At 63.5% G+C, this 20,739-nt stretch carries 25 protein-coding genes; 22 read left to right on the top strand and 3 right to left on the bottom strand.

The window, feature by feature from the left end; all coding sequences use genetic code 11:
* From sufB to UNPA324_RS08445, 5 genes are all read left to right on the top strand, one after another.
* Positions 1–987 (top strand): Fe-S cluster assembly protein SufB (sufB, locus tag UNPA324_RS08465; RefSeq protein WP_141938757.1); only part of this gene is annotated, 987 nt, incomplete at its 5' end.
* Positions 988–1,021: 34 nt separating this feature from the next.
* A complete protein-coding gene (gene sufC, locus UNPA324_RS08460) occupies positions 1,022–1,780 on the top strand; it encodes a Fe-S cluster assembly ATPase SufC (protein ID WP_141934396.1) in 759 nt (252 codons plus the stop codon).
* A gap of 4 nt (positions 1,781–1,784) precedes the next feature.
* Positions 1,785–3,104 carry a Fe-S cluster assembly protein SufD gene (sufD, locus tag UNPA324_RS08455; RefSeq protein ID WP_141934395.1) on the top strand — a complete coding sequence of 440 codons (1,320 nt, stop codon included), beginning with the start codon at positions 1,785–1,787 and terminating at the stop codon, positions 3,102–3,104.
* Between the two features lie 4 nt (positions 3,105–3,108).
* On the top strand, positions 3,109–4,350 hold the full coding sequence (locus tag UNPA324_RS08450) for a cysteine desulfurase (protein ID WP_141934394.1): 1,242 nt from the start codon (positions 3,109–3,111) through the stop codon (positions 4,348–4,350).
* A complete protein-coding gene (locus UNPA324_RS08445) occupies positions 4,347–4,700 on the top strand; it encodes a nitrogen fixation protein NifZ (RefSeq protein ID WP_141934393.1) in 354 nt (117 codons plus the stop codon). Before UNPA324_RS08450 ends, UNPA324_RS08445 begins: the two co-directional genes overlap by 4 nt.
* A gap of 11 nt (positions 4,701–4,711) precedes the next feature.
* On the opposite strand, the gene UNPA324_RS08440 is transcribed toward UNPA324_RS08445, so the two are convergent.
* Positions 4,712–5,155: a SufE family protein gene (locus tag UNPA324_RS08440; RefSeq protein WP_141934392.1), complete on the bottom strand. Its 444-nt coding sequence runs from the start codon at positions 5,153–5,155 to the stop codon at positions 4,712–4,714.
* A 484-nt stretch (positions 5,156–5,639) separates the two neighbouring features.
* Here UNPA324_RS08440 and nifD point away from each other — a divergent pair, with 484 nt between their 5' ends.
* The 8 genes from nifD to fdxB all read left to right on the top strand — a co-directional run bounded on the left by nifD (position 5,640) and on the right by fdxB (position 13,371).
* Positions 5,640–7,142 (top strand): nitrogenase molybdenum-iron protein alpha chain, encoded by a 1,503-nt coding sequence (gene nifD, locus UNPA324_RS08435; protein ID WP_141934391.1) that lies wholly within the window; start codon positions 5,640–5,642, stop codon positions 7,140–7,142.
* 79 nt (positions 7,143–7,221) lie between these two features.
* Positions 7,222–8,781, top strand: coding sequence for a nitrogenase molybdenum-iron protein subunit beta (gene nifK, locus UNPA324_RS08430; protein WP_141934390.1), 1,560 nt, complete (start codon positions 7,222–7,224; stop codon positions 8,779–8,781).
* 118 nt (positions 8,782–8,899) lie between these two features.
* Complete coding sequence (gene nifE / locus UNPA324_RS08425; protein WP_141934389.1) at positions 8,900–10,567, top strand: nitrogenase iron-molybdenum cofactor biosynthesis protein NifE; 1,668 nt, start codon at positions 8,900–8,902, stop codon at positions 10,565–10,567.
* A gap of 10 nt (positions 10,568–10,577) precedes the next feature.
* Positions 10,578–11,960: a nitrogenase iron-molybdenum cofactor biosynthesis protein NifN gene (nifN, locus tag UNPA324_RS08420; protein WP_141934388.1), complete on the top strand. Its 1,383-nt coding sequence runs from the start codon at positions 10,578–10,580 to the stop codon at positions 11,958–11,960.
* 22 nt (positions 11,961–11,982) lie between these two features.
* Positions 11,983–12,378 (top strand): nitrogen fixation protein NifX, encoded by a 396-nt coding sequence (gene nifX / locus UNPA324_RS08415; protein ID WP_141934387.1) that lies wholly within the window; start codon positions 11,983–11,985, stop codon positions 12,376–12,378.
* An 11-nt stretch (positions 12,379–12,389) separates the two neighbouring features.
* Positions 12,390–12,860: a NifX-associated nitrogen fixation protein gene (locus UNPA324_RS08410; RefSeq protein WP_141934386.1), complete on the top strand. Its 471-nt coding sequence runs from the start codon at positions 12,390–12,392 to the stop codon at positions 12,858–12,860.
* A 9-nt stretch (positions 12,861–12,869) separates the two neighbouring features.
* Entirely contained in the window at positions 12,870–13,070 is a 201-nt protein-coding gene (locus tag UNPA324_RS08405) for a CCE_0567 family metalloprotein (protein WP_141934385.1), read from the top strand.
* A gap of 13 nt (positions 13,071–13,083) precedes the next feature.
* A complete protein-coding gene (gene fdxB / locus UNPA324_RS08400) occupies positions 13,084–13,371 on the top strand; it encodes a ferredoxin III, nif-specific (protein ID WP_141934384.1) in 288 nt (95 codons plus the stop codon).
* Between the two features lie 10 nt (positions 13,372–13,381).
* Here the strand turns inward: fdxB and UNPA324_RS08395 are convergent, their stop codons facing one another.
* Positions 13,382–13,696: a hypothetical protein gene (locus UNPA324_RS08395; protein ID WP_141934383.1), complete on the bottom strand. Its 315-nt coding sequence runs from the start codon at positions 13,694–13,696 to the stop codon at positions 13,382–13,384.
* A gap of 307 nt (positions 13,697–14,003) precedes the next feature.
* On the opposite strand from UNPA324_RS08395, the gene UNPA324_RS08390 reads away from it, so the two are divergent.
* Positions 14,004–14,408, top strand: coding sequence for a Rieske (2Fe-2S) protein (locus tag UNPA324_RS08390; protein ID WP_141934382.1), 405 nt, complete (start codon positions 14,004–14,006; stop codon positions 14,406–14,408).
* Between the two features lie 10 nt (positions 14,409–14,418).
* Here UNPA324_RS08390 and UNPA324_RS08385 read toward each other — a convergent pair whose 3' ends face one another.
* The gene (locus UNPA324_RS08385; protein ID WP_141934381.1) at positions 14,419–15,009 is read right to left on the bottom strand and encodes a hypothetical protein; all 591 of its coding nucleotides are present in this window, start codon (positions 15,007–15,009) and stop codon (positions 14,419–14,421) included.
* A 338-nt stretch (positions 15,010–15,347) separates the two neighbouring features.
* Here UNPA324_RS08385 and UNPA324_RS08380 point away from each other — a divergent pair, with 338 nt between their 5' ends.
* From UNPA324_RS08380 to UNPA324_RS08345, 8 genes are all read left to right on the top strand, one after another.
* Positions 15,348–15,668, top strand: coding sequence for an iron-sulfur cluster assembly accessory protein (locus UNPA324_RS08380; RefSeq protein WP_141934380.1), 321 nt, complete (start codon positions 15,348–15,350; stop codon positions 15,666–15,668).
* Positions 15,669–15,709: 41 nt separating this feature from the next.
* Complete coding sequence (locus tag UNPA324_RS08375) at positions 15,710–16,003, top strand: NifU family protein (RefSeq protein ID WP_141934379.1); 294 nt, start codon at positions 15,710–15,712, stop codon at positions 16,001–16,003.
* Positions 16,004–16,032: 29 nt separating this feature from the next.
* Complete coding sequence (gene nifS / locus UNPA324_RS08370) at positions 16,033–17,229, top strand: cysteine desulfurase NifS (RefSeq protein WP_141934378.1); 1,197 nt, start codon at positions 16,033–16,035, stop codon at positions 17,227–17,229.
* Positions 17,226–17,450: a putative nitrogen fixation protein NifT gene (nifT, locus tag UNPA324_RS08365; RefSeq protein ID WP_141934377.1), complete on the top strand. Its 225-nt coding sequence runs from the start codon at positions 17,226–17,228 to the stop codon at positions 17,448–17,450. The genes nifS and nifT overlap by 4 nt, the downstream gene beginning before the upstream one ends.
* Entirely contained in the window at positions 17,447–18,313 is an 867-nt protein-coding gene (locus UNPA324_RS08360) for an SIR2 family NAD-dependent protein deacylase (RefSeq protein WP_141934376.1), read from the top strand. The genes nifT and UNPA324_RS08360 overlap by 4 nt, the downstream gene beginning before the upstream one ends.
* Positions 18,314–18,610: 297 nt before the next feature.
* Entirely contained in the window at positions 18,611–20,173 is a 1,563-nt protein-coding gene (nifB, locus tag UNPA324_RS08355; RefSeq protein ID WP_141934375.1) for a nitrogenase cofactor biosynthesis protein NifB, read from the top strand.
* A gap of 10 nt (positions 20,174–20,183) precedes the next feature.
* Entirely contained in the window at positions 20,184–20,408 is a 225-nt protein-coding gene (locus UNPA324_RS08350; RefSeq protein WP_092184534.1) for a 4Fe-4S binding protein, read from the top strand.
* A gap of 12 nt (positions 20,409–20,420) precedes the next feature.
* A complete protein-coding gene (locus tag UNPA324_RS08345) occupies positions 20,421–20,729 on the top strand; it encodes a HesB/IscA family protein (RefSeq protein ID WP_141934374.1) in 309 nt (102 codons plus the stop codon).
* The last annotated feature ends 10 nt before the right edge of the window (positions 20,730–20,739 follow it).

Below are 20,739 nucleotides of genomic sequence, written 5' to 3'. Positions count from 1 at the left end.
ATCTCGGAGGCGATCCGCGAGCATCCCGAGCTGGTGCAGAAATATCTGGGATCGGTGGTGCCGACCTCGGACAATTTCTATGCGACGCTGAATTCGGCGGTGTTCTCCGACGGCTCGTTCGTCTACGTGCCGCCGGGCGTGCGTTGCCCGATGGAGCTGTCGACCTATTTCCGCATCAACGAGCGCAACACCGGCCAGTTCGAGCGCACGCTGATCATCGCCGACAAGGGCTCCTACGTCTCCTATCTCGAGGGCTGCACCGCGCCGCAGCGCGACGAGAACCAGCTGCACGCCGCCGTGGTCGAGCTCGTCGCCCATGACGATGCCGAGATCAAATATTCGACGGTGCAGAACTGGTATCCCGGCAATTCGGAAGGCAAGGGCGGCATCTACAATTTCGTCACCAAGCGTGGCGACTGCCGCGGCAACCATTCCAAGATCTCCTGGACCCAGGTCGAAACCGGTTCGGCGATCACCTGGAAATATCCGAGCTGCATTCTCCGCGGCGACAATTCCCGTGGCGAGTTCTACTCGATCGCGATCTCGAACGGCTTCCAGCAGGTCGATTCGGGCACCAAGATGATCCACCTCGGCAAGAACACGTCGAGCCGGATCATCTCCAAGGGCATTGCCGCCGGCAAGTCGCAGAACACCTATCGCGGCCTCGTCACCGCGCATCGCAAAGCCACCGGCGCCCGCAACTTCACCGCCTGCGATTCGCTGCTGATCGGCGACAAATGCGGCGCTCACACCGTGCCCTACATCGAGGCCAAGAACTCCTCGGCGACGTTCGAGCACGAAGCGACGACCTCGAAGATCTCAGAGGACGTGCTGTTCTACTGCATCCAGCGTGGGCTCAGCCAGGAAGAAGCGGTTGGCCTCGTCGTCAACGGCTTCGTCAAGGACGTGCTGCAGCAGCTGCCGATGGAGTTCGCGGTGGAAGCGCAGAAGCTGATCTCGATCTCGCTCGAGGGGAGTGTCGGATGACCATCTTCGCGACCAACAGGCAGGGAAAAACGTGATGACGGCGCTCCTCGACATCCGCGGATTGAAGGCCGAGATCGACGGCCGCCAGATACTCAACGGGCTCGATCGCACCGTGAACAAGGGCGAGATCCACGCCGTCATGGGGCCGAACGGCGCCGGCAAGTCGACACTGTCCTATGTGCTCTCCGGCAAGCCGGGCTACGAGATCACCGGCGGCGAGGTGTTCTTCAACGGTGAGGATCTGCTCGCCATGGACCCCGACGAGCGGGCCGCGAAGGGGCTGTTCCTGGCCTTTCAATACCCGCTCGAAATCCCCGGTGTCGCCACGCTGACATTCCTGCGCACGGCGCTGAATGCCCAGCGCAAGAAGCGCGGCGAGGCGGAATTGTCGTCGCCCGACGTGCTGAAGCGAGTACGGGAGCTTGCCAAGCAGCTCAGCATCGACCCGGAGATGTTGAAGCGACCGCTCAATGTCGGCTTCTCTGGCGGCGAGAAGAAGCGCAACGAGACGCTTCAGATGGCGCTGCTGGAGCCGAAGCTGTGCGTGCTGGACGAGACCGATTCAGGTCTCGACATCGATGCGTTGCGCATCGTCGCCGACGGCGTCAATCGCCTGCGCGCTGCCGATCGCGGCATGATCGTGATCACACATTATCAGAGACTGCTCGACTACATCGTGCCCGATGTCGTGCATGTGCTGTCGGCGGGCCGCATCGTGAAGACCGGCGGCAAGGAGCTCGCGCTCGAACTGGAAGCGACGGGCTACGCGCAATATCAAAACGAAGCGGCGTGATCCCATGAATGCCGATATACGTCGTGTGAAGACCGCTGCCGAGATCGGCTTCGCCGATCTGTTCGCGGCTGCGCGGCAGAGCCTGCCCGGTGGCCAAAGCACCGAGGCGCTCCGGCGTGATGCCTTCGACCGTTTCGTGGCGCAGGGGCTGCCGAACTCCCGTGTCGAGGCCTGGAAGTATACCGACTTGCGGCGTCTGGTGCGCGATGCCAAGCCGCTGGCGCCTTGCCCCGATCCGGTTGCCAGGACCGCCGCCCGCGACGCCGGCGCGGTCTTCGCCGGTCTCGACCTGCGCCGGCTCCTGATCGTCGATGGCGCCTTCGTGCCGGAACTCTCTGATCTCTCGGATCTCGAATCCGGGGTCACCATCCGCGCGACCGCCGAGGCGCTGGGCGCGGACGAGATGGTTTTTCCGCTCGATATGGCCGGGACCGATCCGGTTGCATCCCTTAACACGGCGTTCGCCGCCGACGGTGTCGTGATCACGGTCGCCCCGGGTGTTGTCGTGGAGCGGCCGATCCATCTCGTCTTCGTGACCACGGGCGGCGCACCCGCCGCAATGTTCACGCGATCGCGGCTGGAACTCGGCAGCGGCGCGGCCCTCACACTGGTCGAGACGCATGAAGGCCCGGATCGTTCCGATTACCAGGTCAATGCCGCCTTCCAGGTGGACGTCGGCGACAGGGCCCGCCTGGACCACGTCAAGATCACCGGCGAAGGCGAGGCTGCGCTGCACATCGCTACACTCGAGGCTTCGATCGGCGCGGGCGCGGACTACCGCGAATTCGGCTTCACGATCAGCGGCGCCGTGGTACGCAACCAGCTATTGCTAAGACTTTTAGGTGAGGGAACCACCGCCAGCGCACACCAGGCGAGCCTTCTGGCCGGACGCCAGCATGCAGACACCACGCTCGTCGTCGATCATGTCGCTGCTGGATCGCAGAGCCGCGAGGTCTTCAAGGCGGTGGTCGACCACGAGGCACGTGCGGTGTTCCAGGGCAGGATCACGGTACAGCCGGGCGCGCAACAGACCGACGCCAGGATGATGGCGCGGGCGCTCCTGCTGTCGAACGAAGCCGTCGCCAATTGCAAGCCGGAGCTGGAGATCTTCGCAGACGACGTGCAGTGCGGCCATGGCACCACCACCGGCGCACTGGACGACCAGTTGAAGTTCTATCTGATGGCGCGTGGGATTCCGAAAAAGGAAGCCGAGGCGCTGTTGATCCAGGGCTTCGTCGGCGAAATGATCGACGCCGTTGCGCGTGATGATCTGCGTGACGCGCTATCGCGGACGATGCTCGCCTGGCTCAAGGGACGGGAATGATCCCATGCACCCGGCGGTGAGCAATGGAAGCTATGACGTCAATCGCGTTCGCCAGGAGTTCCCGATCCTGTCGATGCAGGTCCACGGCCGGCCGCTGGTTTATCTGGACAACGCGGCTTCGGCGCAAAAGCCAAAGGCCGTGCTCGACCGGCTGACCGGCGCCTACACCAGCGAATACGCCAACGTGCATCGCGGGCTGCATTACCTCGCCAACGCCGCCACGGAGGCATACGAGGGCGCGCGCGACAAGGTCGCGAAGTTCCTCAATGCGGAGCGACGCGAGGAGATCGTCTTCACCCGCGGGGCCACGGAAGCGATCAATCTCGTGGCGCAGACCTTTGGCCGGGCGCGGCTCGGCGAGGGCGACGAGATCGTGCTCTCGATCATGGAGCATCACGCCAATATCGTGCCCTGGCATTTCCTGCGCGAACGGCAGGGTGCCGTGATCCGATGGGCGCCGGTCGATGACGAAGGCAATTTCCTGATCGAGGAGTTCGAGAAACTCTTGAACGCGAAGACCAGGCTGGTCGCGATCACGCAGATGTCGAACGTGCTCGGCAGTGTCGTTCCGGTCAAGGAAGTCGTTCGGCTGGCGCATGCGCACGGAATTCCCGTCCTGGTCGACGGTTCGCAAGCTGTGGTGCACATGGACGTCGACGTCCGCGATATCGGCTGCGACTTCTACGTCGTCACCGGACACAAATTGTACGGACCGACCGGCATTGGCGCGCTCTACGGCAAATACGAGCATCTGGCGGCGATGCCCCCCTTCAACGGCGGCGGTGAGATGATCCGCGAGGTCTCGCGCGACACCGTCACCTATGGCGAGCCGCCACACCGCTTCGAGGCCGGCACGCCGCCGATCGTGCAGGCCATCGGCCTCGGAGCCGCCATCGACTATGTCGAATCGATCGGCAAGGAGCGGATCCGCAGGCATGAGAGCGGCCTTCTGGCCTATGCGCAGGAACGACTGCGTGGAATCAACTCGCTGCGGATCATTGGGACGGCCGCCGAGAAGGGGGCAATCGTGTCGTTCGAGATGAGGAACGCCCACGCTCACGACTTTGCGACCGTGATCGACCGCGCCGGTGTCGCGGTGCGCGCCGGGACCCATTGCGCGATGCCGCTGCTCGAGCGCTTCGGCGTGACCGCGACCTGCCGTGCCTCGTTTGCGCTCTACAACACCATGGAGGAGGTCGACGCGCTGGCCGAGGCCTTGATCAGGGCCCAGGAGCTGTTCTCATGAGCGAGAAGATCGTCACCCGATCGCTTCCCGTCAAGCCACGGCCCGTTGCCCGCATCGTCTGCGATGCCCATCGGCGGCGGACCGTGCGAAACATGGAGCGGCGCTTCGCCGGCGAGTTCGTGGCAGGCGAGCCGATCCGCGCCGCGGCGCTGATCAGGAACGACGGCATGTATCCGCACAAGGACATCGGCGAGCCGCTGGTGCATCCCGGCGACACCGGCGTCGTGCGCGAGAGCTGGCGCTTTCTCGGCGAGGTCTACTACACGGTCGAATTCGCGGCCAGGTCGGTGTTCGTCATCATGCGGGGCCGCGAGATGACGCGGATGGGAACCGCGTTCGACGTCGCCTGACGTTCTCCACCTCACACGGCTTCCGCCAGTGCGGCAGTCGCATCCGCGCGCATCCGCGACACCATCGACCGGAAGCCGTTCGAGCGCTGCGGTGTCAGGTGCTCGCCGAGCCCGAGCCGCTCGAACAGGGCCAATGGATTTTCGCCTGAGATCTCCGCGGCCGGCCGCCCTGACAGCAGCGCGATCAGGATCGCGACCAGGCCACGGACGATGTGAGCATCGCTGTCGCCGGCAAAGGTGAGGAGCGGCCGTCCGTCGTGGTGCTCGATGGTCGTCGCCAGCCAGACCTGGCTGACGCAGCCCTGCACCTTGTTGGCGTCGGTGCGTTGCTCGTCCGGAAAGGGCGTCAGTTTGCGGCCTAGCTCGATGACGTAGCGATAGCGGTCATCCCAATCCTCAAGCAGGGAAAAGTTCTCAATGATGTCCGTGATCGGCGTGGGTGGGGATTGGGTCATGGAAGGTCTCCAGGATGGGTGACGGACCAGAGGCCGAAGCCACGCGGACTCGATGCGTTGGTGAGATCGATCAAGCAAGCTCCGTACCGCAGCGTGAATCGAGGCGTTCGCGCAGGAAATGCAAGTCCGGCGATTCAGTTGGCGAGGCGTGCATTGTTTTGTTTCGAACAGCCGCTCGTGCGGGCGCATGTCGACATGATGCGATGTCGGGTTTGCAACAATGGGCAACCTCGCAGCTATCTCTCTCCAATCGCTTCGTTTTTTGCATTCGACGAGCGCTGGCACACTCGTTGCAAAAGTCGTTCTGGAAGGCGACCTCGCGCATTGAGATCGCGAGAGCGGCGCGCCGGTTGAGGGCAATCGGCCGAAGGAGAGCAGAGTACCACACCGGGGCAGGTCGCGTTGTGAGGCCTGTCGATCGTCTATCAGGCGCTTCGGAGGAGGCGTCCGACCCCTCGTACGGGGATAACCGAAGGATATTCGTATGAGCCTAGCAACCACCCAGAGCGTCGCGGAGATCAAGGCCCGCAACAAGCAACTGATCGACGACGTCTTGAAGGTCTATCCGGAGAAAACCGCAAAGCGCCGCGCCAAGCATCTCAACGTGCACGAGGCCGGCAAGTCCGATTGCGGCGTCAAGTCGAACCTGAAATCCATCCCCGGTGTGATGACCATCCGCGGCTGCGCCTATGCCGGTTCCAAGGGCGTGGTGTGGGGCCCGATCAAGGACATGATCCACATCAGCCACGGCCCCGTCGGCTGCGGCCAGTACTCCTGGGCCGCGCGACGCAACTACTACATCGGCACGACCGGCATCGACACCTTCGTCACCATGCAGTTCACCTCTGATTTCCAGGAAAAGGACATCGTGTTCGGCGGCGACAAGAAGCTCGCCAAGATCATCGACGAGATCCAGGACCTGTTCCCGCTCAATCACGGCATCACCATCCAGTCCGAATGCCCGATCGGTCTGATCGGCGACGACATCGAGGCCGTGTCGAAAGTGAAGTCCAAGGAATATGGCGGCAAGACCATCGTTCCGGTGCGCTGCGAAGGTTTCCGTGGCGTCTCGCAGTCGCTCGGCCACCACATCGCCAACGATGCCGTGCGCGACTGGATCTTCGACAAGGTCAATCCGGAGGCCGCGCCGGCGTTCGAATCCACACCCTATGACGTCGCGATCATCGGCGACTACAACATCGGCGGCGACGCGTGGTCCTCGCGCATTCTTCTCGAAGAGATGGGCCTGCGCGTAATCGCACAATGGTCCGGCGACGGCAGCCTCGCGGAGCTCGAAGCAACGCCCAAGGCGAAGCTCAACGTCCTGCACTGCTACCGCTCGATGAACTACATTTCCCGCCACATGGAAGAGAAGTTCGGCATTCCCTGGTGCGAGTACAACTTCTTCGGCCCCTCCAAGATCGCGGAATCGCTGCGCAAGATCGCGAGCTTCTTCGACGACAAGATCAAGGAAGGCGCCGAACGCGTCATCGCGAAATACCAGCCGCTGATGGATGCGGTGATCGCGAAATATCGCCCGCGCCTCGAAGGCAAGACGGTGATGCTGTTCGTCGGCGGCTTGCGTCCCCGCCACGTCATCGGCGCCTACGAGGACCTCGGCATGGAGGTCGTCGGCACCGGCTACGAGTTCGGCCACAACGACGACTACCAGCGCACCGCCCAGCACTACGTCAAGGACGGCACGCTGATCTACGACGACGTTACCGGCTACGAGTTCGAGCGCTTCGTCGAGAAGATCCAGCCCGATCTCGTCGGCTCCGGCATCAAGGAGAAGTACGTCTTCCAGAAGATGGGCGTGCCGTTCCGGCAGATGCACTCCTGGGACTATTCTGGTCCCTATCACGGCTATGACGGGTTCGCGATCTTCGCGCGCGACATGGACATGGCGATCAACTCCCCGATCTGGAAGAAGACCAAGGCACCCTGGAAGGATGCCCCGCGGCCGAGCCTGATGGCGGCGGAATAACAGAGGCTGAGCTCCGGCTCTTCTTTCGAGGAAGAGCCGGAGCCAGGCGATCGAACACGAATCCAACAAGGGTGCCACGATGACACAGAATGCCGAACACGTGCTCGATCACTTCGAGCTGTTCCGAGGACCGGAATACCAGCAGATGCTGGCCAACAAGAAAGCCCTGTTCGAGAATCCGCACGATCCCGCGGAGGTCGAGCGGATCAGGGAGTGGGCCAAGACGCCCGAATACCGCGAGAAGAACTTTGCCCGCGAAGCGCTGACCGTGAACCCGGCCAAGGCCTGCCAGCCGCTGGGGGCCGTGTTCGTCGCCGTCGGGTTCGAAGGCACGCTGCCCTTCGTGCACGGCTCGCAGGGCTGCGTTGCCTATTACCGCAGCCACCTGTCGCGCCACTTCAAGGAGCCGAGCTCCTGCGTCTCCTCGTCGATGACGGAAGACGCGGCGGTGTTCGGCGGCCTGAACAACATGATCGACGGACTTGCCAACACCTACAACATGTACAAGCCGAAGATGATCGCGGTCTCCACCACCTGCATGGCCGAGGTGATCGGCGACGATCTCAACGCCTTCATCAAGACCGCGAAGGAGAAGGGCTCCGTTCCCGACGAGTACGACGTTCCCTTCGCCCATACGCCGGCCTTCGTCGGCAGCCACGTAACCGGCTACGACAATGCGCTCAAGGGCATCTTGGAGCACTTCTGGGACGGCAAGGCCGGCACCGCGCCAAAGCTGGAGCGCAAGGAGAACGGCAAGGTCAACTTCATCGGCGGCTTCGACGGTTACACCGTCGGCAACATCCGCGAGATCAAGCGCATCTTCGAGCTGATGGGAATCGAGTACACGATTCTAGCCGACAACAGCGACGTGTTCGACACCCCCACCGACGGCGAATTCCGCATGTACGACGGCGGCACCACGCTCGAGGACGCCGCGAACGCAATTCACGCCAAGGCCACGATCTCCATGCAGCAATACTGCACCGAGAAGACACTGCCTTTCATCGGAGGGCATGGCCAGGAGATCGCGGCCTTCAACCATCCGGTCGGCGTCAGTGCCACCGACGAGTTCCTGATGACGCTGTCGCGCATCACGGGCAAGCCGATTGCGAAGGCCTTGGAGCAGGAGCGCGGACGTCTCGTCGACGCCATGGCCGATTCGAGCGCTCATATCCACGGCAAGAAGTTCGCGATCTACGGCGATCCGGACCTCTGCTACGGGCTTGCCGCCTTCCTGCTCGAGCTCGGCGCCGAACCGACCCATGTGCTCTCCACCAACGGCAACAAGGCCTGGGCCGAGAAGATGGAAGGGCTGTTCGCCAGCTCGCCGTTCGGCAGGAACTGCCATGCGTATCCGGGCAAGGATCTCTGGCATATGCGTTCGCTGCTGTTCACCGAGCCGGTCGATTTCCTGATCGGAAACACCTACGGCAAGTACCTGGAGCGCGACACCGGGACGCCGCTGATCCGCATCGGCTTCCCGGTGTTCGATCGCCACCACCACCATCGCTATCCGGTGTGGGGCTACCAGGGCGGCATGAACGTGCTGGTCAAGATCCTCGACAAGATCTTCGACGAGATCGACAGGAGCACCAACGTCCCCGCCAAGACCGACTACAGCTTCGACATCATCCGCTGATGCCGAGGAAAGTCTGCCGCCGCCCGCAAACGGTGGCGGCAGACGACAAGTCTAGCCAGAGCGATCGAGACTGCGGGGCGAAGCGCTCGCGCAGCGGGTCAGGGAATAGGAGAGACGCATGAGCTCGCTGTCGGCCACCATCCAGGACGTCTTCAACGAGCCCGGTTGCGGCAAGAACGCCAACAAGACGGAGGCCGAGCGCAAGAAGGGCTGCACCAAGCAGCTGCAGCCCGGCGGAGCCGCAGGAGGCTGCGCCTTCGACGGAGCCAAGATCGCGCTCCAGCCCTTCACCGACGTCGCCCATCTGGTCCACGGCCCGATCGCCTGCGAGGGCAATTCCTGGGACAATCGCGGCAGCGCCTCGTCAGGCTCCGACCTCTGGCGCCGCAGCTTCACCACCGACATGAACGAGACCGACATCGTGTTCGGCGGCGAGAAGCGGCTCTACAAGGCGATCAAGGAGGTCATCGAGAAGTACGATCCGCCGGCGATCTTCGTTTACCAGACATGCGTTCCCGCCATGATCGGCGACGACATCAATGCCGTCTGCAAGGCCGCGGCGACCAAGTTCGGCAAGCCCGTCATTCCCGTGAATTCGCCAGGGTTCGTTGGCCCGAAGAACCTCGGCAACAAGCTTGCGGGCGAAGCGCTGCTCGAGCACGTGATCGGCACCGAGGAGCCCGACTACACGACGCCCTACGACATCAATATCATCGGCGAATATAATCTCTCCGGCGAGTTCTGGCAGATCAAGCCGCTGCTCGACGAACTCGGCATCCGTATCCTCTCCTGCATCTCCGGCGACGGCAAATATCGCGAGCTGGCTTATTCGCACCGCGCCAAGGCCGCGATGATGGTGTGCTCCAAGGCGATGATCAACGTCGCGCGGAAGATGGAGGAGCGCTACGGCATCCCGTATTTCGAGGGCTCCTTCTACGGCATCCAGGATTCCAGTGATTCCTTGCGCGAGATCGCGCGCATGTTGATCGAGCGCGGCGCGCCGGCGGAGCTGATGGACCGCACCGAGGCCGTGATCGCGCGGGAAGAGGCCAAGGCCTGGGCCGCGATCGAGCGCTTCAAGCCGCGCTTCAAGGACAAGAAGGTGCTGCTGATCACCGGCGGCGTGAAGTCGTGGTCCGTGGTCGCCGCGCTCCAGGAGGCGGGGCTCGAGATCGTCGGCACCTCCGTGAAGAAGTCCACCAAGGAGGACAAGGAGCGGATCAAGGAGCTGATGGGCCAGGACGCCCACATGATCGAGGACATGACGCCGCGCGAAATGTACAAGATGCTGAAGGACGCGCGCGCCGACATCATGCTGTCCGGTGGCAAGTCGCAGTTCGTCGCGCTGAAGGCGGCGATGCCCTGGCTCGACATCAACCAGGAGCGCTGCCACGGCTATATGGGCTACATCGGCATGGTCAAGCTGATGGAGGAGATCGAGAAGGCGCTCTACAATCCGATGTGGAGCCAGCTCCGCAAGCCCGCCCCCTGGGACGAGGCCGGCGTCAACTGGCAGGCCAAGGCGATGGCGCAGATGGACGCGCAGGCGGCCGAGATCGCCGCCGATCCGGTCCGTGCCGAGGAGACCCGGCGCGCCAAGAAGATCTGCTTCTGCAAGACTGTCGATCTCGGCACCATCGAGGATACCATCGCTACGCTCAGCCTTTCCACCGTCGACGGCGTCAGGGAGCACACCAACGCCTCGGGCGGCTGCGGGGCCTGCAAGGGTCGGATCGAGGACATCCTCGCGGCCCAGCCGGCACCCGTCCTTCAGGCGGCGGAGTAGGGCGCGGCCGATGGCGATCGTCACCAACTCGAAGAAGGCTTGTTCAGTCAATCCGCTCAAGATGAGCCAGCCGATCGGCGGCGCCTTCGCCTTCATGGGCCTGCGCGGCGCGATGCCGCTGCTGCACGGCTCGCAAGGCTGCACCTCGTTCGGGCTCACGCTGTTCGTGCGGCACTTCAAGGAAGCCGTGCCGATGCAGACCACCGCGATGAGCGAGGTTGCGACCGTGCTCGGCGGCTACGAGAACGTCGAGCAGGCGATCCTCAACATCTACAATCGCACCAAGCCGGAGATCATCGGCATCAATTCGACCGGCGTCACCGAGACCAAGGGCGACGACGTCGAGGGCTTCATCCGCCTGATCCGGCAGAAGCATCCGCATCTCGAGAAGTTTCCGCTGGTCTACGTCTCGACGCCCGACTTCAAGGACGCTTTCCAGGACGGTTGGGAGAAGACGGTCGCACGCATGGTCGAGGTGCTGGTCGATCCCGTTGAGGCCGGGGCCGCACGAGATCCGGCGCGCGTCAACGTCCTGGCGGGCTGCCATCTCACCCCTGGCGATCTCGACGAGCTGCGTACGATACTGGGGGATTTCGGGCTCAAGCCGTCGTTCCTGCCTGATCTCGCCGGCTCGCTCGATGGCCATATCCCGGACGAATTCACGCCGACCACGATCGGCGGCATCGGGGTCGACGAGATCGCGACCATGGGGCAGGCGGGATGGACCATCGCAATCGGCGCGCAGATGAGGCGCGCGGCGGAAGCCATGCAGGAGAAGACCGGGGTGCCGTTCCGCCTGTTCGAGCGGCTCTGCGGCCTGATCCCCAATGACGAGTTCATCGCCTTCCTCAGCGAGATCAGCGGCCGGCCCGTTCCGGCGAAGTACCGCCGGCAGCGCGGCCAACTTGCGGATGCGATGCTCGACACGCATTTCCACATCGGCGGCCGCAAGCTGGCGATCGGGGCCGAGCCGGACCTGCTGTTCGATCTGTCGAGCATGCTGCACGAGATGGGTGCCGAGGTCGCGGTCGCCGTGACCACGACGGTCTCGCCCGTGCTGGAACGCGTGAAGACGCAGGAGGTCCTGATCGGCGACCTCGAGGACCTGGAAGACCTCGCCAAGGCCCGCGACTGCGATCTCCTCATTACCCATTCGCACGGCCGCCAGGCGGCCTCGCGCCTGAAGATCCCGTTCTATCGCGCGGGCTTCCCGATGTTCGACCGGCTCGGTGCCGGGCACCAGCTCTCGGTCGGCTATCGCGGCACGCGCGACCTGGTGTTCGATCTCGCCAATCTCGTCATCGCCGATCGCGAGGCCAACCACCAGCCGACGCCTGATACCTGGCGGACCACGGACAGCGGCCTCGAGGTCGTCCCGCCGCAACTGCACTGACGCAAGAAGAGGGACCAGATCGATGAAAGTCGCCTTTGCCACCCAGGACCTGAAGCGCGTCGATGCGCATTTCGGCTGGGCCAAGAACATCGCCATCTACGACGTCAATCCGGACGGCCATCACTTTGTCGAGGCCATCCAGTTCGACGGCGACCTCAAGGAGGACGGTAACGAGGACAAGCTGGCGCCGAAGATCGAGGCGATCAAGGATTGTACGATCCTGTACGTCGCCGCGATCGGCGGCTCGGGCGCGGCGCGGGTCGTCGCCAACAACATCCACCCGATGAAGGTGACGCAGCCCGAGGCGATCGATGACCTCTGCGTCAAGCTCGAGGACGTGCTGAAGGGCTCGCCGCCGCCGTGGCTGCGCAAGGTGCTCGCCAAGGGACAGGAACGCAGCTTTGATTTCGACGACTGAAGGAAATCGCCATGACTGAAGCGGCTGAACTGATCCAACCCGACAACGCGGCCGAGGCGCCGTTCGTCAAGGAGCTCGTCCAGATCTGGCGGGCCCAGGACACCCATGGCGCCTGGGAAGGCAAGAAGGATCTCGACCTCATCGAGCCCTATATCCTCGACAAGGAGAAGCGCCGTACGCTGCCGATCGTCGGCGATCCCGATCCGGACACGATCTGGCGGCTGGAGCTGTTCTTCAACGCCGTGGCGCTCTCGATCGAGAAGGTGACCGGCGTGATGATCTCGCCGATGTTGAAGATGCACCATGAAGGCTTTGGCCGCATGGTCCTGATCGGCGGCCGGCTCATCGTCGTCAACAAGCAGCTCCGCGATGTGCATCGCTTCGGCTTCGACAGTCTCGGCAGGCTTGCGGCCGAAGGCGACAAATACGTCGCGGGCGGGGTCGAGATGATCCGCAGATTTCCCGATGTGGCGAATTATTGAGGTTTGAGCATGAGCGATCTTGAAACCCTGAAGGCCGAGATCAAGAAGCTGTCGGCCAAGGCCACGCAGGCCAAGATGGACCTTCACGATCTCTCGGAGGAGCTTCCGATCAATTGGACCTCGATCCTGAGCGTGGCCCAGAAGGCCCACGACGCCTTCGGCGAGCTCGAGCGCAAGCGCGAGGCTCTCAAGACGCTGGAAAAGGCATAACCGGGTCACGACCATGTCCAACGCAACCCGCGACGGCCGCGACTGGAAGCCGGACTATCTGGTGTCGATCGACGCCCAGAAGTGCATTGGCTGCGGCCGCTGCTACAAGGTCTGCGGCCGCGAGGTCATGACGCTCAAGGGCATCAACGAGGACGGCGAGATGATCGACCTCGATGACGACGATGACGAGGTCGAGAAGAAGGTCATGGTGATGAACGACGACGGCGCCTGCATCGGCTGCGGCGCCTGCGCGCGGGTCTGCCCGACCAGCTGCCAGACCCACGCTCCCGCAGCCGCCTGAGCGCTCCGTCTCACTCAATCCCCTGCTCACGGGCTTTCATTATCGCGGCAATCCGGAATCGCTCGTGAATGGCGACGGGATTGGCGAGCATGTCGGCTTCGGCCCGCTTGAACGCAGCGAGAACGATCTCCGCCTCCGCCTGCGTCAGCGGGACGCGCCCCGCCATGTGGGTGGCCTCGGGTGCCGCCGCCCGGATTGCGCGGCGGTAGGGATGATCCTTTATGTCGATCAACTCGTTGGCCTCGAGCTTGCCGCCCAGTGTGATCGCAAGCCCGATCACTTCGAGCTTGCGACCGTCCTGCGTGGTCTTGACCAATATTGCCATCGCTAGTCGGCCTCCTGCGCCGCGAACCATGTAGCCACCATCCCGTTGCTGAGCCGGCGCGCCCGGTCGGCGGCTCCCAGGCGCCTGACTGAACATGATCAATTTTCATGCCACGTTGTGCCGAAGCGCCGTCACCTCGCCGGGGACGCGAATCCATTCGAAATTGGTCCCTGCGGGCCCCCCGCCGGACCATTGCGACAAAAGGGACGCGCGTGTCCGATTCCGTACGGAGGAAGCGGACGGGCGCCTTGCGCCTAGCGCGATTCTTGCAAAGCCTTCGAAACATTCGACCGCGAATGAGGACAGCATGGACCAGAATACCGCCTATGCGATCTGCGCCTTCAACGACATTCCGAGCCAACGGGCGATTGGCTTTCATCTCATGATCGTCGGCGAGGACGGCGCACCGCGGCCCTGGCCGATCGTGATCGTGCGCTGGGGCAGGCAGGTGTTCGGCTATCTCAACCGCTGCCCGCACGATGGCGTGAACCTCGACTGGGAGCGCAGCCAGTTCCTTGACGGCAATGGCACCAGGCTGATGTGCGGCAAGCACGGCGCGACCTTCGAGCTCGGAACCGGGCGCTGTGTGGACGGCCCGTGCAAGGGCGAGAGCTTGACGCCGCTCACGCTTGCCGTGCTCGACGGCGATATCTGCGTCACCGGCGTGACGCTGGTCGAGGACGATGAGATGACTTGCGAGGAGGAGGTCTGACGATGAGGCGTCAGACCGGACGATTCTCGTTGCGGTTCTTCACCGGCTCCATCTTCGCCACGCCGTCCTCGAAGGAGATCTCGGTATAGGAGCCGTCGAGATCCTGGGCGGCGTCGAGGAGGTAGTCGAGCTTCCCGGCGGTATTGAGCTTCTTGATGTCGTTCTTGTCGACGCCGGCCAGGTCCATCATCTCCTTCCATACCGTCGATTCGTCGCACGGCAATATGCGGAACTCGATGTCGCCGATCCTGGTGCGGTATTTTGCCAGGAGGTCGATGTTGTTGCAGAACATGAAGTAGCTGCCCTTCGGGCTCAGCGCACCGTCCAGCACCTTGGCGACATCGGCAAGATACGCATAGGAATGCAGGTAGCCGGCGAGCACCGGAATGGTTTCTTCGCCCTCCTGCGCCATGGTCAGCACCTGCTCGATCGAGTAGTCCGGCGGACGCTTTTCGTCGGCGACCTGGTCCTGGAATTTCAGCGCGATGTCGCCGCGAAAGCCGAACCGGCCCGGCTTGGTGGTGTCACCCTTCAGCACCGCGTTCAGAAGCCGGCCCTCCTTGTCCAAGCGGCCAAGGGCGGTGTGGTCGATCGACGTCATGAATCTCTCCTGATCGTTTTGGCCGCGGTGCGACGGCTTCGATGCGCTTATGCTTCGATGCCCTTATGCAAGGAGTTTGCCGACCTCACGCGCGTGCGCCAAAAAATGCGAATACAGCGGAAATCCGAACCACTTTGTGCGAGGACTAGCATCTCCCGGTATCGCGCTGCCATTCCGCTCGTTCCGGCGCCGCCATGGCCGCATGTCGCAAACCCGACAAGCGTCGCAAAGACAACAGGCGTCCGCTCAGGCGAAAATCCAGCGGTTTCAGATATATGCGCTCTGGCACGGGACTTGCGATCCCTCCTTGCAACAGACCCAGACAGCGAGGGCGAGCAATGATCAACCTGACGGACAGCGCAGTGAATGCGGTGAAGACCGCGATCTCCTCGGCCGCACAGCCGGCGAGCGGCTTGCGCATCATGGTCGAGACCGGCGGCTGCGCCGGCTTCAAATACATGATGGGCCTCGCCGAAGAAGCCAAGCCCGACGACACCGTGATCGAGCGCGGCGGCGTGAAGGTGTTCGTCGACAATGCGAGCCACGAGCACCTCAGCGGCACCACGATCGACTTCGTGGTCGCGCTGGAGGGGTCCGGATTCACCTTCGCTAATCCCAATGCGAAGTCGAGCTGCGCCTGCGGCAAGTCGTTCAGCTAAGCCGTCCTCGTCGATCCGATCCCCAACAAAGAGAATGTGAAATGCTCGTCGAATCCGAACACCTGAAACAGTCGCCGGCCGCCGAACCTTGCGGCCGCGAGCAGATCGTCCGTGCCGTGCTCGACGAGATCCGCCCCAATCTCAAGCGCGACGGAGGCGATTGCGAGTTGCTCGAGATCGACGGCAACAAGATCATGGTCAGGCTCACCGGAGCCTGCGTGTTCTGCAAGCTCGCCAGCGCGACGCTGGAGGGCATCCAGGCCCGCTTGATCGAACGGCTCGGCGAGTTCGTCCGCCTGATCCCCGTTGCCGGAGCGGCCAAGCCTCGTCACTGAGCAGGCCCCGTCATAGAGAGAGGGATTCCGTGCGGCCGATCTACCTCGACAACAACGCGACGACCCGCACGGACCCCTCCGTCGTCGCGGCAATGCTGCCGTTCTTCTCCGAGCAGTTCGGCAATGCGTCGTCAGCGCATGCTCTTGGCAGCGACGTCGCCCAGGCGGTGAGGGAAGCGCGCAGCAGCGTTCAGAGCCTGATCGGCGCGACGTTCGATCACGAGATCGTCTTCACCTCGGGCGGGACCGAATCCGACAATGCTGCGATTCTGTCGGCGCTTGCCGTGCAGGAAGGACGCGACGAGATCGTCACCACCGCCGTCGAGCATCCCGCGGTGCTGTCACTGGTCGAAGATCTCGCGCGCCGCGGTATCAGGAGCCATCTCATCCCCGTGGACGGGCGCGGCCGGCTCGACACCGAGGCCTACAGGCGCGCGCTCGGTCCCCGCACCGCGATCGCCTCCGTGATGTGGGCCAACAACGAGACCGGTACGGTCTTGCCGGTCGAGTTCCTGGCGAAGATGGCCCGTTCGGCCGGTGCGCTGTTTCACACCGATGCCGTGCAGGCGGTCGGACGGATTCCGATCGATGTGAGCGCCACCGAGATCGACATGCTCTCGATCTCCGGCCACAAGCTGCACGGTCCCAAGGGCATCGGCGCGCTCTACGTGCGCAAGGGGACCAGATTCAAGCCACTGATTCAGGGCGGTCCGCAGGAGCGCCGCCGCCGCGCCGGCACCGAGAACGTTCCCGGTATCGTCGGCCTCGGCAGAGCGGCGGGGCTTGCCGCGATGCAGTTGGAGCAGGAGCGGACCGCGATTGCCGCGCTGCGCGACCGGATGGAGCAGGCGATCGTGCAACTCGGTCATTGCATGGTGCTGGGCGACGTCAAGAGCCGGCTGCAGAATACCTCGAACATCGCTTTCGAGCATGTCGAGGGTGAAGCGATCATCCACCATCTGAACCGTGCCGGCATTGCCGCCTCGCTGGGATCGGCCTGCGCCTCCGGCTCGATGGAGCCGTCGCACGTGCTGCGCGCGATGAACGTGCCGCCGCAGGCGCTGCGCGGCGCGATCCGCTTCTCCCTGTCCCGCGAAACCACGGCCGACGAAATCGACCGCGTCCTGCACGTGCTGCCGGACATCCTATCGAAACTGAGAGCATTGTCTCCATCGCGGCATGAGCGCGCGAGCGGCACCTCTCTGACCGAGGAATTCAGCTCATGAAAGTCATGATTCGGCGTTCGCCGGAGACCGGCCTGTCGATCTACGTGCCGAAGAAGGATCTCGAGGAGCCGATTGTCGAGTCCGAGCACGAGACCCTGTGGGGTGGCTGGATCAAGATCGCCAATGGCTGGGTGCTCGACCTGCCGCAGATGGCCGCCGACACCAACCTGCCGATCACGATCAACGCCAGGAAGCGCGGCGGAGAGGGAGACGAGCAATGAACGCGCCGGTCCCCCAGATCGAGTTTGCCAATCCCGCCGATGCCGAGGCGATTTTCCGCGAGGTTGTCGGGCGGCTTCGCACCGGCGGCGTCATTCCCTATCTTGGAACTGGCGTGACCGAACTGTCGGCGCCAGGCGTGCCGATGAACCCGGAGGGTCTCGCGGCATTTCTCGGTAGCAAGGTTGCGCTGCCGCGGCGGGCCAAGGGCAACGCCTGGGCCGCGGCGCAGCACATCGAGAGCACGCGGCATCGCGCCACCGTGACGGCTCTGATGTCGGAGGCCTTTGCGACGCCGGTCGTGCCGACATCGCTGCATCTGCATCTCGCCACACTGCCGCTGCCCCTCATCGTCGATAGCTGGTATGACGGCGCGATGCGTAGTGCCCTCGCGGGGCGCGGCGACTGGGGCGAGATCCAGGGCATCACCCGCGCCGGCATCGGCGAGGATCGCTGGTACCGGTTCTACAGTGCCATCGGCCAGGAGGTCGACCGCGCACGGGCCAAGGACTGGACCACGATCCTCTACAAGCCCCACGGCAGCGTCGCGCCGGCGAAGAATTTTCTGATCTCCGATGCCGACTATGTCGAGGTGCTGACCGAGATCGACATCCAGACGCCGATCCCGGACGAAGTGAAGGCGCGGCGCATGGGCCGGAGCTTCCTGTTCCTCGGCTGTCGCTTCAACGATCAGCTCCTGCGCACCTATGCGCGACAGGTGTCGAAGCGCTCCGCGGACACGCACTATGCGGTCGTCGAGCCGGACGCGCTGTCGAAGAACGAGCTGCGCTTCCTGGTGAGCCAGGGTCTGACCCCGCTCGCCATCCCGCTGCCGCGCGCCATCGAGATCGTGCTGGCGGGCTAGACATCGGCCGTTTGCGAACTGCCGTCCCTTCTCCCCTTGCGGGAGCGGGGCCGAACGCATTTGCAAGGCGCCCGTCGTCAACAGGCATCACCGCGAACCTCACGACATCTGTCACCTTTCCAACATGCGTTGGCAATCCGACATTCCCGCGCTGGCGCGCTAACTCCTTGAAGCAAGCCAGAAAAGTCGCTGGCGCGACGGTGGCATGCGGGTTGCTAATACCTTTCTAGAACGACTCTTAGGACGCTTCTCGAAAGCAGAGCCCCGCAAACCTGTTCGGCAAGGAGAACTGAGCAAATGGACGTTTCAGCCCAACACGACGCCGGCAGCAACGGTCCCGTCGCCGAAGTCGGCGAGATCATGCAGGCCATCGCCGAGCACAAGGGTTGCGGCACCACCGGCGGCAGCGGCAAGGCGAGCTGCGGATCGCAGGCGGGGCAGGGCGATCTTCCGACCGAGATCTGGGAGAAGGTGAAGAACCATCCCTGCTACAGCGAGGAAGCGCACCATCATTACGCCCGCATGCATGTCGCGGTCGCGCCAGCCTGCAACATCCAGTGCAATTACTGCAATCGCAAATATGACTGCGCCAATGAATCGCGTCCCGGCGTGGTCAGCGAGAAGCTGACGCCCGAGCAGGCCGCCAAGAAGGTACTGGCGGTCGCTTCCACCATCCCGCAGATGACCGTGCTCGGCATCGCCGGCCCCGGCGATCCCCTTGCCAACCCCGAAAAGACCTTCAAGACCTTCGAACTGATCAGCAAGACGGCGCCGGACATCAAGCTCTGCCTGTCGACCAACGGGCTGACGCTGCCCGACCACGTCGAGGCCATCGCACGGTTCAATGTCGATCACGTCACGATCACCATCAACATGGTCGATCCCGAGATCGGCGCGAAGATCTATCCCTGGATCTTCTACAAGCACAAACGCTACACCGGCTACGAGGCCGCCAAGATCCTCACCGACCGCCAGCTCCAGGGCCTGGAGATGCTCACCGAGCGCGGCATTCTCTGCAAGATCAACTCGGTGATGATCCCCGGCATCAACGACCAGCACCTGGTGGAGGTCAACAGGGCCGTGAAGTCGCGCGGCGCTTTCCTGCACAACATCATGCCGCTGATCTCCTCGCCCGAACACGGCACGGTATTCGGCCTCAACGGACAGCGCGGCCCGAGCGCGCAGGAGCTGAAGGCGCTCCAGGACTCATGCGAAGGCGAGATGAACATGATGCGGCACTGTCGTCAGTGTCGCGCCGACGCGGTCGGTCTGCTCGGCGAGGACCGCAGCGCCGAGTTCACCACTGACAAGATCATGGCGATGGACGTCAAATACGACGCCGAGACCCGCAAGGCGTATCAGGAGAAGGTCGAGGAGGAGCGCGTCGCCAAAGTCGCGGCCAAGCAGGAGGAGCTTGCAGAGCTCGCCGGTGCGTCCAGCGACATCAAGGTGCTGGCTGCGGTCGCGACCAAGGGCTCCGGTCTGATCAACGAGCATTTCGGCCATGCCAAGGAGTTCCAGGTCTACGAACTCTCCACGGCGGGCGCGAAATTCGTCGGCCATCGCCGCGTCGATCTCTACTGCCAGGGCGGCTATGGCGAGGAGGATAGCCTCGAGACCATCATCCGCGCCATCAACGATTGCCATGCGGTGTTCGTGGCCAAGATCGGCGGCTGCCCGAAGGGCGACCTGATCAAGGCCGGCATCGAGCCGGTCGATCAATACGCTCACGAGTATATCGAGAAGTCCGCGATCGCCTGGTTCAAGGCCTATCTCGACAAGGTCAACAGCGGCGAGATCGAGCATGTGGAGCGCGGCGATGCCGCCATCCGCCAGGGTGCTCTGATTTCGGCAGCCTGAGGAGAGATCGATGCCGTTCAAGATCATCGCCTCGCAGTGTACGAGCTGCTCGGCCTGCGAGCCGGAATGCCCGAATGTCGCGATCCGCGAAAAGGGCGGGACGTTCGTGATCGATCCGAAGAAGTGTACCGAGTGCCTGGGCCATTTCGACGAACCGCAATGCGTGGCGGTCTGCCCGGTCGACAACACCTGCGTCGTCGACACGTCGTTGCCGCGCTACCAGGCACCGGCCTGAGGGAGGAGAGAAATGAATTTCACGATCACACCGGCGGCGCAGAAATTCATGCGCATGATGCTGCGCGCCGACGGCGGCGCGGGCAGCGGCTTTCGCCTCGCGGTCAGCCCGGGCGGCTGCTCGGGTCTTGCCGCCGACATCAGCGTCCGTACTGAACCGCAGGCCGGAGATGCAGTGGTCGAGCGTGGGGGCGTCAAGCTGTTCCTGCCGGCCGAGAGCCGGCTGCTGCTCGACGGTGTCACCATCGATTTCGCGGATACGCCGACCCAGACCGGGCTCGTGTTCCACGATCCGAAGCAGGTCTCCTGCGGACATCACTGAGCAGGCGCAA

It is taken from the genome of Bradyrhizobium sp. UNPA324 (genome assembly GCF_006658635.1).
GTDB lineage: Bacteria > Pseudomonadota > Alphaproteobacteria > Rhizobiales > Xanthobacteraceae > Bradyrhizobium > Bradyrhizobium nanningense.
Note: the sequence above shows the minus strand (reverse complement) of the source record. Positions and strands in the feature narration are given on the sequence as shown.

Excerpts from the sequence above, each read along its gene's own strand:
- sufD (WP_141934395.1), top strand. The coding sequence starts at position 1,785 with ATGAATGCCGATATACGTCGTGTGAAGACCGCTGCCGAGATCGGCTTC.
- UNPA324_RS08395 (WP_141934383.1), bottom strand. The coding sequence starts at position 13,696 with ATGGCAATATTGGTCAAGACCACGCAGGACGGTCGCAAGCTCGAAGTG.
- nifE (WP_141934389.1), top strand. The coding sequence starts at position 8,900 with ATGAGCTCGCTGTCGGCCACCATCCAGGACGTCTTCAACGAGCCCGGT.
- UNPA324_RS08375 (WP_141934379.1), top strand. The coding sequence starts at position 15,710 with ATGCTCGTCGAATCCGAACACCTGAAACAGTCGCCGGCCGCCGAACCT.
- UNPA324_RS08360 (WP_141934376.1), top strand. The coding sequence starts at position 17,447 with ATGAACGCGCCGGTCCCCCAGATCGAGTTTGCCAATCCCGCCGATGCC.
- nifX (WP_141934387.1), top strand. The coding sequence starts at position 11,983 with ATGAAAGTCGCCTTTGCCACCCAGGACCTGAAGCGCGTCGATGCGCAT.
- fdxB (WP_141934384.1), top strand. The coding sequence starts at position 13,084 with ATGTCCAACGCAACCCGCGACGGCCGCGACTGGAAGCCGGACTATCTG.
- sufC (WP_141934396.1), top strand. The coding sequence starts at position 1,022 with ATGACGGCGCTCCTCGACATCCGCGGATTGAAGGCCGAGATCGACGGC.
- UNPA324_RS08445 (WP_141934393.1), top strand. The coding sequence starts at position 4,347 with ATGAGCGAGAAGATCGTCACCCGATCGCTTCCCGTCAAGCCACGGCCC.
- nifT (WP_141934377.1), top strand. The coding sequence starts at position 17,226 with ATGAAAGTCATGATTCGGCGTTCGCCGGAGACCGGCCTGTCGATCTAC.
- UNPA324_RS08350 (WP_092184534.1), top strand. The coding sequence starts at position 20,184 with ATGCCGTTCAAGATCATCGCCTCGCAGTGTACGAGCTGCTCGGCCTGC.
- UNPA324_RS08405 (WP_141934385.1), top strand. The coding sequence starts at position 12,870 with ATGAGCGATCTTGAAACCCTGAAGGCCGAGATCAAGAAGCTGTCGGCC.
- UNPA324_RS08345 (WP_141934374.1), top strand. The coding sequence starts at position 20,421 with ATGAATTTCACGATCACACCGGCGGCGCAGAAATTCATGCGCATGATG.
- nifB (WP_141934375.1), top strand. The coding sequence starts at position 18,611 with ATGGACGTTTCAGCCCAACACGACGCCGGCAGCAACGGTCCCGTCGCC.
- UNPA324_RS08440 (WP_141934392.1), bottom strand. The coding sequence starts at position 5,155 with ATGACCCAATCCCCACCCACGCCGATCACGGACATCATTGAGAACTTT.
- nifD (WP_141934391.1), top strand. The coding sequence starts at position 5,640 with ATGAGCCTAGCAACCACCCAGAGCGTCGCGGAGATCAAGGCCCGCAAC.
- UNPA324_RS08380 (WP_141934380.1), top strand. The coding sequence starts at position 15,348 with ATGATCAACCTGACGGACAGCGCAGTGAATGCGGTGAAGACCGCGATC.
- UNPA324_RS08410 (WP_141934386.1), top strand. The coding sequence starts at position 12,390 with ATGACTGAAGCGGCTGAACTGATCCAACCCGACAACGCGGCCGAGGCG.
- nifN (WP_141934388.1), top strand. The coding sequence starts at position 10,578 with ATGGCGATCGTCACCAACTCGAAGAAGGCTTGTTCAGTCAATCCGCTC.
- nifK (WP_141934390.1), top strand. The coding sequence starts at position 7,222 with ATGACACAGAATGCCGAACACGTGCTCGATCACTTCGAGCTGTTCCGA.
- UNPA324_RS08385 (WP_141934381.1), bottom strand. The coding sequence starts at position 15,009 with ATGACGTCGATCGACCACACCGCCCTTGGCCGCTTGGACAAGGAGGGC.
- UNPA324_RS08390 (WP_141934382.1), top strand. The coding sequence starts at position 14,004 with ATGGACCAGAATACCGCCTATGCGATCTGCGCCTTCAACGACATTCCG.
- UNPA324_RS08450 (WP_141934394.1), top strand. The coding sequence starts at position 3,109 with ATGCACCCGGCGGTGAGCAATGGAAGCTATGACGTCAATCGCGTTCGC.